We start from the raw sequence: 16,828 nt of genomic DNA on the forward strand, positions 1-16,828 counted from the left end.
GGAGGGACCAGACATGCTCGGCATTCCGCGCGACTACCTCGTCAATCGCCTGATCACGCTCGTGCTGACCGTGGTGATCGCCGCGACGATCATCTGGATCATCCCCCGTCTCTCGCCGGTCGACCCCGCCGAGATCGCACTGGGCCGCATGGCCTCGGGCGCGGGCTCGGTCGCCAATGCCGACGAGATCCTGGCCCAGCTGCGCGCCAATATGGGCATCGATCAGCCGCTGCTCGTGCAATACCTCAAGTTCCTCGGCGGTGCGCTGACCTTCGATTTCGGTATCTCGACCGCCGCCTTCCCGACGCCCGTCTCGTCCCTGATCCTGACCGCCCTGCCCTGGACGCTCGGCCTGATGATCCTGTCGCTGATCGTGACCTTCGTGATCGGCAACCTTCTGGGCGCGCTGATGGTCTGGGACCGGTCGCCCAAGCTCGTGCGCGTGGCGATCCCGGCAGCGATGGTCTTCACCTCGATTCCGCCGATCCTCTCGGGCCTGCTCCTGATGTGGATCTTCGCGGCCAAGCTCCAATGGTTCCCGCTGACGGGCGCCTATGGCCTGATGGTCGAGCCGGGCTGGGACTGGGCCTTCGTCCAATCGGTCCTGCATCACGGCATCTTGCCGGCCCTCTCGATCGTGATCGTGACCTTCGGGTTCTGGGCGCTGGGGATGCGCGGCCTGATGATCACCGTGCAGGGCGAGGATTACGTCAAGCTGGCCGAGGCCAAGGGCCTGCGTCCGCGCTACATTCTCTATCGCTACATGATCCGCAACGCGATCCTGCCGCAGATCACCGCCTTCGCGCTGAAGATCGGCCTCCTGATCGCGGGGCAGGTGCTGGTCGAACGCATCTTCGCCTATAACGGGATGGGCAAGCTGCTCTACGATGCGATCCTCAACCAAGACTTCCCCGTCATCCAGGGCGTCAGCTTCGTCATCATCCTGATGACCGCGATCAGCGTGTTCCTCGTGGACCTGCTCTACCCGTTCATCGACCCCCGCATCCGGCATGAGAGCGCTTGAGATGATGCGAAGACATCATCTCAAGCCGTGCGCAGGGACACATCGCCCCGCGATGTGTCAGCGGCACCCGTTCGCCATCCCGGGCGCCTCCCGCAGCCCAATGATGCGAAGACATCATCTCAAGCCGTGCGCAGGGACATATCGCCCCGCGATGTGTCGGCGGCACCCGGTCGCCATTCCGGGCGCAGAGCGACCGCGCCGAATGTCCCCCACCCCCGATACGCCGAACCCATCCTCCGGAGGCCAGCCATGACCAGCTACTCCACCGACGACGACACCGCACAGGCCGAGAGTCACCTGCCGCTCACCCGCGCCGAGAAACGGCAGGCGCGGCGCATCCGGCGGTTCGACAACCCGTGGCTGAACCCCAAGCTGATCTGGGGCGCGGTCCTGCTACTGGGGATCGTGGCGCTGGGCCTGATCGGACGGCTGCTCTGGGATCTCGACCTTGTCTTCACCGGCTCCGCCCCGCTCAAGCTGCCGCCCGTCGGGTTCGAGAACCTGCGCGGCCAGCCGGGTGTCGGCGCCTATCCCCTGGGCACCGACGGCGCCGGGCGCGACATGCTGGCGATGATCGTCGTCGGCGCGCCGAACACGCTCTTCGTCGGCCTCCTCGCCAGCCTCATCGGCATGAGCGCGGGTATTATGCTGGGCTTCTCGGCGGGCTTCATCGGCGGCCGCGTCGACGACACGATCCGGGTCCTGGCCGACGTGATGATCACCATCCCGCCCCTCCTGATCCTCGTGGTGTTCCAGACCTCCTACGGCGATGTCAGCCTGACGATGATGGCGCTGCTGATCGCGGGCTTCGTCTGGCAGTCGCCGACCCGCCTGATCCGCGCGCAGGTCCTGTCGATGAAGCAGTCGGGCTACGTCCAGATGGCGCAGCTCTCGGGCGCCTCGACGCCGCATATCATGTTCCGCGAGATGCTGCCCAATCTCGTGCCCTATCTCTTCGGGTCGTTCATCGCGAGCGTCACCACCTCGATCGTGACGGCCGTCGGCCTCGAGGTGCTGGGCCTCGGTCCCCAGCGCATCCCGACGCTCGGGCGCACCATCTACGAGGCGATCAACGCGGGCGCGCTGATCCAGAATCTCTGGTGGTGGTGGGGCATCCCCACGATCCTGCTGGCGGTGATCTTCATCGGCCTCCTCCTGATCAATCTCGGCCTCGACGAGGTCTCGAACCCCCGCCTGAGGAAGCTGAGCTGATGGATGACGCGACCCTCGACAAACCGGTCCTGATCCTGCGCGACCTCTCGATCGAATTCCCGACACCCAAGGGCATCGTCCAGGCGGTCAAGGCGCTCGACCTGACGATCCACAAGGGCCGCCGCGTCGGCTTCATCGGCGAAAGTGGGTCGGGCAAGACCACGACCGCGCTTGCCGTGATGCAGATGCTGGCCGAGCCGGGGCGCGTGTCGTCCGGCACGATCGACCTTGCGGGCACGGACATCCTGTCACTCTCCGAAGAAGAGATGCGCCGCACGCGGCTCGACCGGATCGCCTATATCCCGCAGGGCGCGATGAATTCGCTGAATCCCGTGATGCGGGTCGAGCCGCAGATGTGGGACGCCATCATCGCGCATGAGGGAAACATCCCGCGCGCCGATCTCAGGGCCCGCTCGGACGCGGCGCTGACCTCCGTGGGCCTGCCCGCCCATACCGGGCGACTCTACCCGCACGAACTCTCGGGCGGCATGAAGCAGCGGGTCTGCATCGCGCTCGGGATCATTCTCAACCCGGACCTCATCATCGCGGACGAACCGACCTCGGCGCTCGATGTCGTCACCCAGCGGCAGGTGATGCAGACGCTGAATGCCATCCAGGCGCAGATCGGATCGGGTCTGATCTTGATCGGGCACGACATGGGGCTGATGGCGCAATCGGTCGACGAGCTTGCGGTGCTGAAGGACGGCGAACTGGTCGAGCACGGCACCGTCCGCCAGATCATCGAGGCCCCGAAGCATCCCTACACGCAGGACCTCATCTCCTCGGTGCCGCTGGTCGGCGGCGAGAGCTTCCTCAACCCCGAGCGCGGCGCCCCCGCGCCCCGCCGCGACAGTCCCGAACCGCTCCTGCGCTTCGAGGATGTCTCCAAGCGCTACGGCGCGGTCACGGCGCTGCAGCCGATGTCCTTCGCGCTCGAGGGCGACACGCCGCAGATCATCTCGATCGTGGGCCAGTCCGGCTCCGGCAAGTCGACGATGGGGTCGATCATGCTGGGCTTCAATCCGCCCTCGGACGGGCGCGTCCTCTTCGAGGGGCGCGACGTCTACGGCATGGGCGCCGCCGAGCGCCTCGGGTTCCGCAAGAACGTCCAGGCGGTGTTCCAGGACCCCTATGCCTGCTTCAATCCGTTCTACCGCGTCAGCCACGCGCTGCGCTTCCCGTTCAAGCGCTTCGGCCTGGCCAAGTCCGAGGCGCATACGAGGCAGGCCATGGAGGACGCCTGCGGGGCGGTCGGCCTTGACCCCGACCTCGTCCTGCCGCGCTATCCGCACCAGCTTTCGGGTGGTCAGCGCCAGCGTCTGATCGTCGCCCGCGCCCTGATGCTCAGCCCCAAGCTCCTGATCGCGGACGAGCCCGTCTCGATGGTCGATGCCTCGCTCCGCGCTTCGATCCTGTCGAATATCTACGACCTGAAGGACAAGCACGGCATCTCGATCCTCTACATCACCCACGATCTGGCGACGGCCTATCACGTCAGCGATTACGTCATGGTCCTCTTCAAGGGGCACGTGGTCGAGGCGGGACCGCCCCGGCAGGTGATCGGCGACCCGCAGCACCCCTATACGCGGCTTCTGATCGACTCGATCCCCTGGCCCGATCTCGACCGCGCCTGGGGCGGCGGCGGCATCGGATGGGATCCGTCGGCGGACGAAGCCGAGGCGGCGCGCACCGCCGCGGTCCATCGCGGGACCGTGCCCGGATTCGACCTGTCACCCGCCTGACCCCATGCCCGAACGTCACCACGCCTGGCGCTTCACCCGCGAGAAGATCGCGACCCGGCTCAAGCTGATCGAACCGATGATCCATCGTCGGCATCTCGCGCTGCCGTCGCTGCGCCTGATGCCGCTGGCCGGACCGATGATCAACGCGCCGATCTGCGCCGACCCGACCGGCTGGCCCGAGATCGAGCCGGGCACCTATTGGGGCGGGGCCGATCTCGACTTTGTGCTGAAGACGTCCTTCACCGTCCCGCCGGACTGGGCGCCGGAACACCTCGCGCTGCATCTGCCGCTGGGGCTCTCGGGCGACATCTTCAACCACCCCGAGGCGCTGCTGCATATCGACAGGACGCCCATCGGGTCCGCCGACCGCTATCACCACACCGTCCCGCTGGAGGGCGGGCTGGCCGATGGCGCGCCCCATGTCGTCTCGCTCCACGGCTGGACGGGGCTGGCCGGATGGCCGCCGGACCCCGAGGCCCGCGCCAAGCTGATGATGGGCACGCCCGCGCTGGTGCAGCGCTGCCCCGCCACGCTCGACTTCCACCGGCTGGCCGAGACGGCGCTCGACGTGGCGACCACCCTGCCCCGCGACGACGCCACCGCGCGGGGCCTGCTGGATGCGCTCGACGCCGCGTTCCTCGTGCTCGACACCCGCGACCCGATGGGCGCACGGTTCTACGCCTCGGTCCCGGAAGCCATGCGCTGCCTCAAAGCCGGGATCGCCGCCGCCGGTCCGCCCCGCGACGAGGTGCTGCACGGCATCGGCCACGCGCATATGGACATCGCCTATCTCTGGACCGTCGATCAGATCCGTCTGAAGAACGCGCGGACCTATTCGAATGTCCTGCGCCTGATGGAGGCGGACCCGGATTACCGCTTCTCGCATTCCCAGCCCGCCCTCTACGAGATGACGCGGCAGGACTATCCCGAGATGTTCGACGCGATCCGCGCCCGCGTCGCCGAGGGCCGCTGGGAGGTGATGGGCGGCATGTGGGTCGAGCCCGACCTGAACCTGCCCGGCCCCGAAGCGCTGGTACGCCAACTCACCCTTGGCCGCGCGTGGTTCGCCGAGATGTTCGGCGACGTGGAGACGCCCGTGCTCTGGCTGCCCGACACGTTCGGCTTTCCGGGACAGATCCCGCAGTTGATGCGGCAGGCGGGGCTCGACTGGTTCGTCACCAACAAGCTCAACTGGAACCAGATTAACCGCGTCCCGTTCTCGACCCATCACTGGGAGGGGATCGATGGCAGCCGGGTGCTGGCCCACATCCTGACGACGCCGCGCCCGGTCCAGTACCTGCCCTTCCCGACGAACTACAAATCCGACCTCAGCGCAGCCGAGGTACTCGGCACCGTCACCCACGCCCAGGGTCCGGCCACGACCGGCTTGCCGATCTGCTACGGTTACGGCGACGGCGGCGGCGGCCCGACCGAAACGCTGCTGGAGAAGGCCCGCATCATGGGCGGAATGCCGGGCATGCCGCGGCTGCGCATGTCGACCGTGCGCGACGCGCTGGGCGCGCTGGCCGACACGCCCGACCTTCCGGTCTGGCGCGGCGAGCATTACATGGAAGGTCATCGCGGCACCTTCACCTCGCAGGCCTGGATCAAGCGGGCCAACCGCTTCGCCGAGCGCGCCCTGCACGAGGCCGAGGCGCTGTCGGCGATGGCCGGTCTCGCGCCCGATCTGACCGAGGCGTGGCGCCTCCTCTGCCTCAACCAGTTTCACGACATCCTCACGGGCACCTCCATCGGCGCCGTGTTCGACGATGCCCGTCGCGACTACGCCCGCCTGTCCGAGATGACCGAAACCGCGGCCGCGGATGCCGCCGCGCGACTGGCGGGCGCCGTGCCGCATGTTCTCAATACCTGCCCGACCACTGGGCCGCGCGTGGCCCTCCTCCCCGTCGGCGAGACGGGTCAGGCGGTCGAGGGCGGCACGCTCCGGCTGCTGCCCGATCTGCCCGCCTATTCCGTCACGGCCCCGCCGGAGACCGCCGCGTCAGGCGCGTCCGCCGCGATCGCGCGGGACGGCGCGACCCACATCCTCGCCAACGCCCATGTCGAGGTCACCGTCGCCGAGACCGGGCAGCTCCTCTCCGTCATCGACCGCGCAACCGGCCGCGAAATCCTGACGGACATGCCCGCGAACCGCCTTCTGGCCTTCGAGGATCGCCCGATCTGCTGGGACGCCTGGGACATCGACCCGCATTACGAAGACCGCTGCGAGACGATCGCCGCCCCCGCCAGCTGCGAGATCGTCGAGGTCGGGCCGGTACGCGTCGCCCTCCGCATTGCCCATCGCTGGCGCGACAGCACCATCATCCAGACGATCCGCGTCACCGCCGGATCGGCGCGGATCGATTTCGACACGCAGGTCGATTGGCACGAGCGCCACATCCTCCTGAAGGCGGCCTTCCCCGTCGCGCTCGAGGCGGATACCGCGCTCTACGACATCCAATGGGGCACGATCGCCCGCGCAACCTCCCGCGTGTCCGCCTTCGACGCCGCCCGGTTCGAGGTGCCGGCCCAGAAATGGGCGCAGCTGTCCGACGGGTCGCAGGCCGTCGCCCTCCTGAACGACTGCAAGTACGGGCACGACACCCAGGGCTCGACCATGCGGCTGACGCTGATCAAGTCGGCGACGTCGCCCGATCCGCAAGCAGACCAAGGGGCGCATCGCTTCACCTACGCGCTGATGCCGTTTGCCGCCGACCGGCAGGACCTGCTCGACCACGCGGCCTACGATCTGAACACGCCGCTCCGGGTCGTTCCCGCGGGTGGCACGGCGCCGCCGGGCGTCGCGATCCGCTCCGACACGCCGGGGGTGATCGTGGAAACCCTGAAGCCCGCCTTCGACGGCGATGGCTGGACGCTGCGCCTCTTCGAACGGCTGGGGCACGAGACGGAGGCGCGGATCACGCTCGATCGCCCCGCGCGATCCATCCAGCCGACCGATCTGCATGAAACGCCCACGGGCAGGCCGTTGCCATCGGGCGCCGTCATTGATCTGCCCCTCGGACCGTTCGAGATCGCAACCCTGCGGCTTCGGTTCTAGCCCGTCCCCCGCGCCTGCGCATCGGCGTCGAGGCTGTCCCACCACTCCGCATACGCGGTGTTCCAGGGCGCACGCCGGGTAACGTCTGGCGCGCCATCCGCCCACCAGACCGGCCCCCGCTCGCCCAGCCGGACTTTGGCATCCTGCACCCGCGCTCGCGCGGCCCGCTTCGCATCGGGCCCGTCGGCATCGCGGACTGCGCGGCGCGCCGCCATCAGGTCGCGCACGGCCGTCTGCCGCACGTCCTCGGGCAGGGACGGATCGGTCTTGCGCCAGAGGCGCGCCTTGGCCACGAAATAGCGGCCGTCCGGGGTCTCGGGATAGTTCGGCATGACAGGGCAGATAGCCCTCACATCATGCGGATCACCTTCGGATCGAGCGCCAGCACATAACCCTGCCGCGTGATGTTCCGAATCAAGAGGTGGGTCACGATCTGGTTGCCCAGCGCGTCGCGCAGCCGCTTGATGCGCGTGGCACCCGCCGCCTCCTCGCAATCGCTTTCGGGTTTGCCCGAGATCATCGCCTCGATCTGCGCGCCGGTCAGCATGTCGCCGTCCAGCCGCGCCTCGGCCAGCACGCTCAGCGTCTCCATCGCCGCATCGGTCAGCTTCAGTTCGATATCGTTGAGCATGACCGCATTCTCGGCCCGCGCCAGCACCAGCGACGTCACCTGGATGCCCGACCGCTCGATCTCGCCCATCCGGCGGTTCAGCGTCACGATGGCCAGGAGCAGCACGACGCACGCGATCAGAAGCGCGGTCGCGAAGACCAACAGCACGAAAATGACGGTCCGATAGCTGGCCAGCACCTCGCCGAAGGCCGTGCCCGATTGGGCCAGAACCTCCAGGAGGCCGATCTCGGCGCGGGTTGTCAGGTCGGCTTCGACGAACAGGCGCTCGACGCGCATGTTGAAGGCGTTGCCGTCGGGCAGCGTCGCGAACAGGAAGATCGCCGCCGCCGCCAGGATGACGACGATCGCGGCGATGCCCAGACCGACGACCTTGGCCGAGGCCGCACGCGTCTCAGTAACGGAGGAAGTATTCGCCGGCACTCTCTTCCCTTTCCTCGAGCCCGTCTGGGCCGAACACGGACGTCACCTCGAGCAATTGCCAACCGTCGCCCAGGCGGGCGGCGATGACCTCGGAGGCGGAGCCGATATCGCATCGGTCATCCGGCAGTTCGACCACACCGTAATGCAGGCGCAAGGGGTCGTCCTGCTTTGCCTTGTAATCGGCATAGCACGCCGCCCAGCCCGGAGAGGCAAGGGCGACCGTGAGGATCAGGGGTAGTGCAGGGTTCATGCCTCCCTGATGGGGGATTGCGGCGCCGCAATCAATATCGGAGGCGATTCAGGGCGCGGCTATCCCATGACACCGCGCCGTTATTGAGGGACCCGGCCGACCTGGGCGACGGACGGGGTGTCCGATCCCGAACCCCCGACCGCGAAGGAGCCCTGCCCATGATCCGCATTCTGACCGCCGCGATCCTGTCCGCCGCCATCGCCCTGCCCGCCACCACCGCTCCCGCCCGCGCCGATGCCGAGGACGTGGCCAAGGTGCTGGGCGGTCTTGCCGCGCTCTACATCCTCAAGGAGGCCGTCGAGCGAAACCGCGAACGCCGCGCCGCGCCCGTCGCCCGCGCGCCCGTCCACCAGCCGGAATATTACAGCCACCGGCATTCCGGGCTCGGAGCCCACAGCCATCGCACCGGCACCGATCACACCCGCGCCCACCCCCATCGCGACCGGCCCCGGCACGATCGCCGCAACGTCCGCGTCCTGCCCGAGCAGTGCTACGTGACGCTGCGCACCGATCGGGGCCTCGTCTCGGGCTACGGCGCGCGCTGCATGCAGAACGCCGTCGCACGGCCCGGCGCGCTGCCGCCGCAATGCATTCGACAGCTGCGGACCGACCGGGGTCCGCGCAACATCTACGGCCCGCGCTGCCTGGCGCGGGACGGCTGGTCTCCCCGCACCGCAAGGCGTTGACGCGCATGCGTTGACGTCACGCCGGGAGAGGGGGCAGGGTCGGCCGCGTGTCGATCCTGTCCCCGCAATCCATCAACGAGCAGGCCGCGCGTGACCGGGGCGCGCGCGTCGTCGTCGGACTCGACGAGGTCGGGCGCGGGCCCTGGGCCGGTCCGGTCGTGGCATGCGCCGCGCGGCTGATCGGACCGCCCCCCGAGGGGCTGGACGATTCGAAGAAGCTGACCGCCCGGCGCCGCGAGGCCCTCGCCCCCCAACTCGAAGCCTGCTGCGAGATCGGCTACGGCGAGGCGAGCGTCGCCGAGATCGACACGCTCAACATCCGCGCGGCCACACACCTCGCCATGGCGCGCGCCGTCGCGGCCCTCCGCACGCCGCCCGACCACCTGCTGATCGACGGAAACGACCGGCCCGGCTGGGTCGATTGTCCCCATACGCTCATCATAGGCGGCGACGGGCTCTCACCGTCCATCGCGGCGGCCTCGGTTCTGGCGAAAATAAGGCGGGATCGGGGCATGGCGGCGCTGGCGCAACAGCATCCGGGCTATGGCTGGGAGCGGAACGCCGGATACGGCACGCGGCAACACCAGGACGGCCTCGCCCGACACGGCGTGACACAACATCATCGGCGCAGCTTCGCGCCCATACGCAAGATGTTGTGTCAGTAGCCCTGCCCCGATCTTGCCGCATTCCACTTGTGGACCAATGATCCACAGCCCGCCATCGTAGCCTCACACCAACAAGGCGACCCCGATCAACGAGGGCGCCACACGAGGCGACAGACATGGCAAGACCCACCCCGGAAGCGTCCGCGCTTCCGCTCGATACCATCTTGTCCGGCGATTGCGTGGCGGCGATGGACGCCCTGCCGGCGGACAGCGTGGACCTGATCTTCGCGGATCCCCCCTACAATCTGCAGCTCAAGGGCGACCTGTACCGGCCCGACAACTCGACCGTCGATGCCGTGGACGACGCGTGGGACCAGTTCGACAGCTTCGCCGCCTATGACGCCTTCACCCGCGACTGGCTGCGGGCCGCGCGCCGCGTGCTGAAGCCGGACGGCGCGATCTGGGTGATCGGCAGCTATCACAACGTCTTCCGCGTCGGCGCCGCGATCCAGGATGCGGGCTACTGGCTCCTGAACGACGTGGTCTGGCGCAAGTCGAACCCGATGCCCAATTTCCGCGGCAAGCGGCTGACCAACGCGCATGAGACGCTGATCTGGGCGTCGAAGGCCGAGGGGTCGAAATACACCTTCAACTACGAGGCAATGAAGGCGCTGAACGAGGGCATCCAGATGCGCTCGGACTGGACCTTCCCGATCTGTACCGGCCACGAGCGCCTGAAGAACGCGCGCGGCGAGAAAGCCCATCCGACGCAGAAGCCCGAGGCGCTGTTGCACCGCGTGCTGGTGGCGACGACCAATCCCGGCGACGTCGTGCTCGACCCGTTCTTCGGTTCGGGGACCACGGGCGCCGTGGCCAAGATGCTCGGGCGCCGCTGGATCGGGATCGAGCGCGAGGCCGAGTATCGCGACATCGCCGAGGCACGGATCGCCGATGCCCGCCCTTACGAGAAGGCGGCCATCGAAACCACGACCTCGAAGCGAAGCGCGCCGCGTGTGCCCTTCGGTACCCTGGTCGAGCGTGGAATGCTGCGGCCGGGCGAGGAGCTTCTGTCCGGCAATGGACGCCACCGCGCCAAGGTGCGGGCCGACGGAACGCTTTCCGGCGAAGGCATCAAGGGATCGATCCACCAGGTCGGCGCCGCATACGAGAACGCGCCCTCCTGCAACGGCTGGACCTATTGGCACTTCAAGCGCGAGGGCAAGCGCGTCTGCATCGACACGCTGCGCCAGCAGATCCGGGACGAGATGGGCGACGCGCTGAACTGATCCCCCGACGACTTACCGCCTGCGCCCGCTGTCCAATGTCCGGCGGGCGCACCTTGACCCCCGTGCCCCTGTGGCATGGGGGTTCTTTTTAGTCCGCCGCTTCCGTCAAAAGGCAGAGCGCCCCCGATAACCCCTCGCGGTGCGCGACGGCCAGGCCCGCCGCCCCCGACGGCGTCGTCCCGTGGCCCATGCCCGCCGCCAGCTCGACCGCGGCACGGGATTCGGCCTCGGTCAGCGTGGCGTAGCGCACGTCGCAGCGGGCCAGGATCTCGACGGCCAGCATCGAGGGCGCCTTGCAATCGAGCCGCCCCATGATGCTGACATCCCCCGCGACGGTGACGGGCCTCTCCACGGCTGCGCTGGCCGCAAGGCAGGCCGCGCGGTCGGGCTCCACCACGACGATCTCGGGCTGGACCGGCCAGTCGGCGCGGATCGTCTCGGCCAGTGCCGCCGCCATCCCCCCGACCCCCGCCTGAAGGTAGACGCGGTCGGGCCAGGCCCGCATCTCGGCCGCGATCTCGCGGGCGATCACGGTGTACCCCTCCATCACGAGGCGCGGCGGCTCGGTGTAGCCGGGCCACGACCCGTCGGCGAGATGGGTCGCGCCCGTCGCTTCGGCATCGGCGTTGTCCGCGGCGACGCTCTCTTCGTAGGTCTCGCCGGACCGCACGACCTCGGCGCCCCGCGCCTGCAACCTCAGGGCGAATCGGTCGGGCACCTGCGCGCTCAGATGGACGCGCGCGCGCGCCCCGAACAGCCGGGCCCCCGCCGCAACCGCCAGACCGTGGTTTCCTGCGCTGGCACAGACGAACGCGCGACCCCGTCCGGCCCGCCCGTCGGCCAGCGTCTCGGGGGTGCCGCCCAGAAGGCGGGCGACGGCATAGACCCCGCCCAACGCCTTGAACGCCCCAAGGCCCATCCGTTCAGATTCGAGCTTCAGCCAGAGATCGCCGTGGCGCATCAGGGGCGTCGCCGCGTGGATCGGACAGTGTCGGAGAAGGACGAGGGCGCGATCGGGTTCGAGCAGGCGGATCATAGCCCAGCATGGTCGAATGCGCGTCCGTCGCCCAAGAAAAAAGAGCGCCCCCGGAGGGACGCCCTTTTCTTGAAACCTACGAAAGGCTCCGTCGTCGTTCGGATCAGTCCGAAGCGGCGGCGGCGGCCAGCAGGATCAGCGCCAGGATCGGAACAACGATGCCAGCGGACGAGGACGAGGTGTCCTCGACGATGACAACGGGCTCGACCGGAGCGGGCGCGATGTTGCCTGCGAAGGCGGTGGTGGCGGCGCCGGTCAGAACGGCGGCGAGAGCGAGTTTCTTCATAGTATCCTCCAAGATACGCCATCGGTGAGGCGACAGTTGCCACACCATATGGCACCCAAGACTGTACCTCGTGCAAGTTCGTTAAACAGTTACGCGGGGCCAATGCAACGGGAAGTAAAGTGAATTCCTGTGTCCTCCCGGCAAGCTACGTCAAATAAGCAACACCTGTGTTCCGACCCGCGTCATCGCGAAAACCTCGGCGATGTGCTCATTGTAGAGACCGATGCAACCGGAGGACGAACGCCGCCCGATCTTGCGCGTGTCGTGGGTCCCGTGAATCCGGTAGTAGGTCCAGCCCAGATAGAGCGCATGCGTGCCCAGCGGATTGTTCGGACCCGGCCCGACGACGGCGGGCCATTCGGGGTTGCGACGGCGCATGTTCGGGGTCGGGCGCCAGGTCGGCCCCACCACCTTCTGGACGACACGGGTCCGCCCCCGGCGGGTCAGCTGCTCGCTGGACGGAACCGACGACGGATAAAGGTGATATCCGCCATTCTCCTGCCACATATGCAGGGCGCGGCTTTCGATATCGACGAGAATCGCCCCGTTGCGCAGGTTCGAGAAGAACGGCCGCCAATCATGGGAGCGAAAGCTCGCAGTGTTGTGCCGCGTCGTGCCCGAGAGCGCGCTGCGGGTCTGCACCGTGTCCGGCAGGGTCTGCGACAGGGCCGGGGCGGCCAGTCCGGCGGTGGCGGCACTCGCGGTCAACAGCAGGGCGCGGCGGTTCAGCTTGCGCATCGGTCTCTCCTTCATCTGGTCGCGCGCGGTCGCGCGGGAATGGCGATCCTGCTCCAGAGGCTAGGGCGCGGCCGGGTCGCGATCAAATCAAACCACGCACGAATCGGGGAATTCCCGCGCATTCCGCCTCTCGCGGCATTTGCCTTGGCATCCGCTCCGCTATAGTCCCGTCGAAATCGCGAAAGACCGACGGGAACCCGACCATGAATCGCCGCACCGCCCTGATCCTGCTCTCCGGCACCGCCTTGGCCGCCTGCGCGCCGCCGCCGCCCAGCGTGGGACCGGACGGGAAGCCGCTGCCGAAGCTCTATCGCATCTCCTCGGCCGACGGGCGCCGCATCCCGTTCCGCGTGCTCGATTCGGTCAACGCGCTGCGCCAGGGGGCCGGGGCCGCGCCGCTGGCACTCAATTCCGAGCTCTCGGCGGCCGCCGCGACGCATTCCCGCGACATGTCGCTCCAGAACCGGCCGTGGCATTTCGGCTCCGACGGCTCCAGCCCGATCGACCGCGCGCGGCGCGTCGGCTATTCGGGGCGCCTTCTGGGCGAAGCCATCTCGGAGACCTACGAATCCGAATTGGAGACCGTCGCCGCCTGGATGCAGGAGGCCGGCCCCCGCCGCGTCATCCTCGACGCCAACGCGCGCCAGATGGGCTTCGCCTACTACCAGGAAAACAACGGCAAGATCTGGTACACCCTGACGACAGGCACCTGACGCGCCGAACGCCCCTCAGGGAAAGATGTCGATCGGCGTGCCGTTCTGCACCATCGCGTAGATCTTCTTCATCTCGCGATTCTTCACGGCGATGCAGCCCGCGGTCCAGTCGTTCGACCGGCCGCGCCGCTTGTCGCCCCAGCCATGGATGAAGATGTCGCCGCCGGGCTTCAGGCCGCGGCTCGATGCGAACTCCCGGTCTTCCTCGTTGGGATAGTCGATCCCGATCGAAAGATAGAACGAGCTGTCGGGATTGCGCCGGTCGATCATGTAACGCCCCTCGGGCGTGCGCCCGTCGCCCTCGAACTGCTTTGGGCCCGCGGCGGTGAAACCCAACTGGATGTCGAACGCCTCCAGCACTTGGTCGTGATGGAAGAGGTACATCTTCCGGTTCGTCTTCTGCACCTCGACCCGCGTGACCTGCGGCCCGCGATAGGTGATGAACTTGCTACAGGCCGCGAGCGGGGCCGACGCGATCAGCGCCAGCGCCAGGCGGCGCGAAAATACGGTCATGTCTGCCTGCGACGTGTCGTTGCACTGTTCTTGGCGCGAACCTACCGCAACTCCGCCGCGCGCGAAACGGGGTGCGGCATCATTCCGCGTCGGCGAGCAATGCCGCCAGTCCGGTGCGGTAATCGGGATACAGGAGCTGCACGCCCAGCGCGTCCTTGATCCGGTCGTTTCGCACCTTCTTCGATTCGGCATAGAAGCTGCGCGCCATCGGCGACATCTCGGCGGTCGCGAAATCCTCGGCCGGGGGGACCGGCAGGCCCAGAAGCTCCGCCGCATGGGCGATCACATCTTCGGGCGGCGCCGGGTCGTCGTCGCAGAGGTTGTAGACCGCTCCGGGGTCGGGCCGCGCGATGCTGGCCGCCAGAACCTGCGCGATGTCGTCGCGATGGATACGGCTGAAGACCTGTCCGGGTTTGACGATCCGCCGAGCCGTGCCCGCGCGCACCTTGGCAAACGGTCCGCGCCCCGGTCCGTAGATGCCCGCCAGGCGGAACACGCGGGTCGCCGGACAAATCGCGCGCCAGGCCGCTTCGGCGGCGACGCGCATCCGGCCCCGTTCGGTCGTGGGCGAGAGCGGTGTCGTCTCATCCACCCAAGCCCCAAAATGGTCGCCATACACGCCAGTCGTCGATAGGTATCCGACCCAATCCATGCGTTCCAAATGCGGCTCTAACGCGGGCGAATAGGCCTCCAGTACCGGATCGCCGGCCGATGTCGGCGCCACCGATGTCAGCACGTGGGTCACATCTGTGATCACATCATCGAGCGGCGCGCCGAAGATCAGCGGCTCGACACCTTCGGCGCGAAAGGCATCCGCTTTTTCCGCCGTCCGGGTTGTTCCTATGATCCGCCAGCCTTCGGCCAGAAGATGCGGCGTCAACGCCCGCGCGGAATACCCGTGCCCGAAGCTCAGGAGCGTCTTCACGAGAGCCGCTCCACCGCCCAGCGGGCCGCATCGGCGACAGCCGCGTCGCGATCCTCGATCAGACCCTGTATAACGGGTTTGAGCCGTTGTTGCTGGCTGTTTCCGATCGCGTAGCAGACATTCCGCACCATCCGGTCCCGCCCGATCCGCTTGATCGGCGACCCCGAGAATCGCGCCCGAAACCCGGCGTCGTCCAGCGTGGCCAATTCGTCGAGCGGCGGCGCGCGATGCGGCCCGTGATAGCGCAGGTCCGACGCCGCGACGGCGAACTTGTTCCAGGGGCAGACCGCAAGGCAATCGTCGCAGCCATAGATCCGGTTTCCCATCTTCCCCCTCAACTCCTCGTCCACCGGGCCGCGATGCTCGATCGTCAGGTAGGAAATGCAGCGCCGTGCATCGAGCTGAAATGGCGCCGGGAACGCATCGGTCGGGCAGATATCCAGACAGGCCCGGCAGGATCCGCAATGCTCCTCCTCCGGCGCGTCGGGCTCCAGCTCGAGCGTGGTGAAGATCGCGCCGAGAAAGACCCAGTTGCCGAAGTCGCGGCTCAGGAGGTTGGTGTGCTTGCCCTGCCAACCCAGCCCCGCGGCCTGCGCCAGCGGCTTCTCCATCACCGGGGCGGTATCGACGAAGACCTTCACAGCGCAATCCGTCTCGGCGACCATCCAGCGGGCGACGCGCTTGAGGCCCTTCTTGACGATATCGTGGTAGTCACGCCCTTGGGCATAGACGCTGATTGCCCCGTGTTCGAGACGATTCAAGTCACCAAGAGGGTCGTGGTCGGGCGCGTAGGACTGGGCCAGCATCACGACCGACCGCGCCTCGGGCCAGAGGGCAGACGCATCGCCGCGCCAGGCGGTCCGCTCGGCCATCCAATGCATCTGTCCGTGATGTCCGCCATCCAGAAACGCGGCCAGTCGCGCGCCGGCCTCAGGCACGGCATCGGGGCGCGTCACGCCGAAGGACACGAAGCCCGCATCCCGGATCTCGTCTCCAAGCCGCGCGCGGAAGGTCAGAAGTCCAAGTCCGCGTAATGCGCCGCCGGCCGGAACCCGGGCACGACATCGGCCAGGATCGAGCGGAAGGCGGGACGCGATTTCACCTTGGCGTACCAGTCGCGCACGCCCTCATTCCGGTTCCAGTCGACGTCCGAGCTGTAGTCGAGACAGCTCAGATGCGCCGCGGCCGCGAAGTCGGCGAGGCTCATGTCAGGTCCGGCAAGCCACCGGTTCCGATCCAGCAGCCAACCCATGTAATCGAGATGGAAGCGGATCGCCTTGACCCCGTTCTTGACGTTCGCGCCATCGGGATAGCCCGCGCGGGTCAGCTTCTTGTTGATCCGCTCGTAGACCAGCTTCGACGTCACCTCGTGGTGGAACTTGTCGTCGAACCAAGCGACCAGCCGCCGGATCTCGGCCCGCTGCGCTGCATCGCCGGGGAGGAGGCTCGGGCCGGGCACGGTTTCCTCGAGGTATTCGCAGATCGCGCCGCTATCGCTCAGCGTGGCGCCGTCGATCCGCAGCACGGGGACCTTCCCGGCGGCATTGCGGCGCAGGAACTCGGACGACGCCTCCCAGTAGCGCTCCTCGATCAGCTCGACCTCCAGCTTCTTTTCGGCCAGGACGAGGCGGACCTTCCGGCAGAAAGGCGACAGGGCGAAGTGATAGAGCTGGATCATGGCACCCGGATACAGGGGCCGCCGG

18 protein-coding genes are annotated in these 16,828 nt (G+C 67.8%); 8 read left to right on the forward strand and 10 right to left on the reverse strand.

What is annotated here, in order from left to right:
* Positions 1-13: 13 nt before the first annotated feature.
* The 4 genes from ACK8OR_RS11685 to ACK8OR_RS11700 all read left to right on the forward strand — a co-directional run bounded on the left by ACK8OR_RS11685 (position 14) and on the right by ACK8OR_RS11700 (position 7,036).
* Positions 14-1,024 carry an ABC transporter permease gene (locus ACK8OR_RS11685; RefSeq protein WP_410189562.1) on the forward strand — a complete coding sequence of 337 codons (1,011 nt, stop codon included), beginning with the start codon at positions 14-16 and terminating at the stop codon, positions 1,022-1,024.
* 249 nt (positions 1,025-1,273) lie between these two features.
* Complete coding sequence (locus ACK8OR_RS11690; protein WP_410189563.1) at positions 1,274-2,236, forward strand: ABC transporter permease; 963 nt, start codon at positions 1,274-1,276, stop codon at positions 2,234-2,236.
* On the forward strand, positions 2,236-3,978 hold the full coding sequence (locus tag ACK8OR_RS11695; protein WP_410189564.1) for an ABC transporter ATP-binding protein: 1,743 nt from the start codon (positions 2,236-2,238) through the stop codon (positions 3,976-3,978). Before ACK8OR_RS11690 ends, ACK8OR_RS11695 begins: the two co-directional genes overlap by 1 nt.
* Before the next feature lie 4 nt (positions 3,979-3,982).
* Positions 3,983-7,036 (forward strand): alpha-mannosidase, encoded by a 3,054-nt coding sequence (locus ACK8OR_RS11700; protein ID WP_410189565.1) that lies wholly within the window; start codon positions 3,983-3,985, stop codon positions 7,034-7,036.
* Here ACK8OR_RS11700 and ACK8OR_RS11705 read toward each other — a convergent pair.
* From ACK8OR_RS11705 to ACK8OR_RS11715, 3 genes are read right to left on the reverse strand one after another with little or no spacing between them, the layout of a single operon-like run.
* Complete coding sequence (locus ACK8OR_RS11705) at positions 7,033-7,368, reverse strand: hypothetical protein (protein ID WP_410189566.1); 336 nt, start codon at positions 7,366-7,368, stop codon at positions 7,033-7,035. The genes ACK8OR_RS11700 and ACK8OR_RS11705 overlap by 4 nt on opposite strands.
* Before the next feature lie 17 nt (positions 7,369-7,385).
* Positions 7,386-8,087 (reverse strand): winged helix-turn-helix domain-containing protein, encoded by a 702-nt coding sequence (locus tag ACK8OR_RS11710; protein ID WP_410189567.1) that lies wholly within the window; start codon positions 8,085-8,087, stop codon positions 7,386-7,388.
* On the reverse strand, positions 8,059-8,337 hold the full coding sequence (locus tag ACK8OR_RS11715; protein ID WP_410189568.1) for a hypothetical protein: 279 nt from the start codon (positions 8,335-8,337) through the stop codon (positions 8,059-8,061). Before ACK8OR_RS11715 ends, ACK8OR_RS11710 begins: the two co-directional genes overlap by 29 nt.
* Before the next feature lie 158 nt (positions 8,338-8,495).
* On the opposite strand from ACK8OR_RS11715, the gene ACK8OR_RS11720 reads away from it, so the two are divergent.
* From ACK8OR_RS11720 to ACK8OR_RS11730, 3 genes are all read left to right on the forward strand, one after another.
* Positions 8,496-9,023, forward strand: a complete 528-nt coding sequence (locus tag ACK8OR_RS11720; protein ID WP_410189569.1) for a hypothetical protein — start codon at positions 8,496-8,498, stop codon at positions 9,021-9,023.
* Positions 9,024-9,070: 47 nt separating this feature from the next.
* On the forward strand, positions 9,071-9,688 hold the full coding sequence (locus tag ACK8OR_RS11725; protein ID WP_410189570.1) for a ribonuclease HII: 618 nt from the start codon (positions 9,071-9,073) through the stop codon (positions 9,686-9,688).
* A gap of 116 nt (positions 9,689-9,804) precedes the next feature.
* Entirely contained in the window at positions 9,805-10,914 is a 1,110-nt protein-coding gene (locus ACK8OR_RS11730) for a site-specific DNA-methyltransferase (RefSeq protein WP_410189571.1), read from the forward strand.
* An 88-nt stretch (positions 10,915-11,002) separates the two neighbouring features.
* Here ACK8OR_RS11730 and ACK8OR_RS11735 read toward each other — a convergent pair whose 3' ends face one another.
* The 3 genes from ACK8OR_RS11735 to ACK8OR_RS11745 all read right to left on the reverse strand — a co-directional run bounded on the left by ACK8OR_RS11735 (position 11,003) and on the right by ACK8OR_RS11745 (position 12,989).
* Positions 11,003-11,950: a pyridoxal-phosphate dependent enzyme gene (locus ACK8OR_RS11735; RefSeq protein WP_410189572.1), complete on the reverse strand. Its 948-nt coding sequence runs from the start codon at positions 11,948-11,950 to the stop codon at positions 11,003-11,005.
* 103 nt (positions 11,951-12,053) lie between these two features.
* A complete protein-coding gene (locus ACK8OR_RS11740) occupies positions 12,054-12,236 on the reverse strand; it encodes a hypothetical protein (protein ID WP_298437500.1) in 183 nt (60 codons plus the stop codon).
* A 150-nt stretch (positions 12,237-12,386) separates the two neighbouring features.
* Positions 12,387-12,989, reverse strand: coding sequence for a L,D-transpeptidase (locus ACK8OR_RS11745; RefSeq protein ID WP_410189573.1), 603 nt, complete (start codon positions 12,987-12,989; stop codon positions 12,387-12,389).
* A 188-nt stretch (positions 12,990-13,177) separates the two neighbouring features.
* Between ACK8OR_RS11745 and dalA the strand changes: the two genes are divergently transcribed.
* Positions 13,178-13,687 (forward strand): divisome-associated lipoprotein DalA, encoded by a 510-nt coding sequence (gene dalA, locus ACK8OR_RS11750; RefSeq protein WP_298437505.1) that lies wholly within the window; start codon positions 13,178-13,180, stop codon positions 13,685-13,687.
* Positions 13,688-13,702: 15 nt separating this feature from the next.
* Here the strand turns inward: dalA and ACK8OR_RS11755 are convergent, their stop codons facing one another.
* The 4 genes from ACK8OR_RS11755 to fzlA all read right to left on the reverse strand — a co-directional run bounded on the left by ACK8OR_RS11755 (position 13,703) and on the right by fzlA (position 16,803).
* Complete coding sequence (locus tag ACK8OR_RS11755; RefSeq protein WP_410189574.1) at positions 13,703-14,200, reverse strand: L,D-transpeptidase family protein; 498 nt, start codon at positions 14,198-14,200, stop codon at positions 13,703-13,705.
* Positions 14,201-14,279: 79 nt separating this feature from the next.
* On the reverse strand, positions 14,280-15,125 hold the full coding sequence (locus ACK8OR_RS11760) for an SDR family oxidoreductase (RefSeq protein WP_410189575.1): 846 nt from the start codon (positions 15,123-15,125) through the stop codon (positions 14,280-14,282).
* Positions 15,122-16,141, reverse strand: coding sequence for a tRNA epoxyqueuosine(34) reductase QueG (queG, locus tag ACK8OR_RS11765; protein ID WP_410189897.1), 1,020 nt, complete (start codon positions 16,139-16,141; stop codon positions 15,122-15,124). Before queG ends, ACK8OR_RS11760 begins: the two co-directional genes overlap by 4 nt.
* Positions 16,138-16,803, reverse strand: coding sequence for an FtsZ-binding protein FzlA (gene fzlA / locus ACK8OR_RS11770; protein ID WP_410189576.1), 666 nt, complete (start codon positions 16,801-16,803; stop codon positions 16,138-16,140). Before fzlA ends, queG begins: the two co-directional genes overlap by 4 nt.
* Positions 16,804-16,828: the final 25 nt, after the last annotated feature.

The organism is Jannaschia halovivens (assembly GCF_046452375.1).
Taxonomy (GTDB): domain Bacteria; phylum Pseudomonadota; class Alphaproteobacteria; order Rhodobacterales; family Rhodobacteraceae; genus Jannaschia; species Jannaschia halovivens.

What these genes read in the sequence shown, in the direction of transcription:
- ACK8OR_RS11685 (WP_410189562.1), top strand. Translation starts at nt 14, where the DNA reads ATGCTCGGCATTCCGCGCGACTACCTCGTCAATCGCCTGATCACGCTC.
- ACK8OR_RS11690 (WP_410189563.1), top strand. Translation starts at nt 1,274, where the DNA reads ATGACCAGCTACTCCACCGACGACGACACCGCACAGGCCGAGAGTCAC.
- ACK8OR_RS11695 (WP_410189564.1), top strand. Translation starts at nt 2,236, where the DNA reads ATGGATGACGCGACCCTCGACAAACCGGTCCTGATCCTGCGCGACCTC.
- ACK8OR_RS11700 (WP_410189565.1), top strand. Translation starts at nt 3,983, where the DNA reads ATGCCCGAACGTCACCACGCCTGGCGCTTCACCCGCGAGAAGATCGCG.
- ACK8OR_RS11705 (WP_410189566.1), bottom strand. Translation starts at nt 7,368, where the DNA reads ATGCCGAACTATCCCGAGACCCCGGACGGCCGCTATTTCGTGGCCAAG.
- ACK8OR_RS11715 (WP_410189568.1), bottom strand. Translation starts at nt 8,337, where the DNA reads ATGAACCCTGCACTACCCCTGATCCTCACGGTCGCCCTTGCCTCTCCG.
- ACK8OR_RS11720 (WP_410189569.1), top strand. Translation starts at nt 8,496, where the DNA reads ATGATCCGCATTCTGACCGCCGCGATCCTGTCCGCCGCCATCGCCCTG.
- ACK8OR_RS11730 (WP_410189571.1), top strand. Translation starts at nt 9,805, where the DNA reads ATGGCAAGACCCACCCCGGAAGCGTCCGCGCTTCCGCTCGATACCATC.
- ACK8OR_RS11735 (WP_410189572.1), bottom strand. Translation starts at nt 11,950, where the DNA reads ATGATCCGCCTGCTCGAACCCGATCGCGCCCTCGTCCTTCTCCGACAC.
- ACK8OR_RS11740 (WP_298437500.1), bottom strand. Translation starts at nt 12,236, where the DNA reads ATGAAGAAACTCGCTCTCGCCGCCGTTCTGACCGGCGCCGCCACCACC.
- ACK8OR_RS11745 (WP_410189573.1), bottom strand. Translation starts at nt 12,989, where the DNA reads ATGAAGGAGAGACCGATGCGCAAGCTGAACCGCCGCGCCCTGCTGTTG.
- dalA (WP_298437505.1), top strand. Translation starts at nt 13,178, where the DNA reads ATGAATCGCCGCACCGCCCTGATCCTGCTCTCCGGCACCGCCTTGGCC.
- ACK8OR_RS11755 (WP_410189574.1), bottom strand. Translation starts at nt 14,200, where the DNA reads ATGACCGTATTTTCGCGCCGCCTGGCGCTGGCGCTGATCGCGTCGGCC.
- fzlA (WP_410189576.1), bottom strand. Translation starts at nt 16,803, where the DNA reads ATGATCCAGCTCTATCACTTCGCCCTGTCGCCTTTCTGCCGGAAGGTC.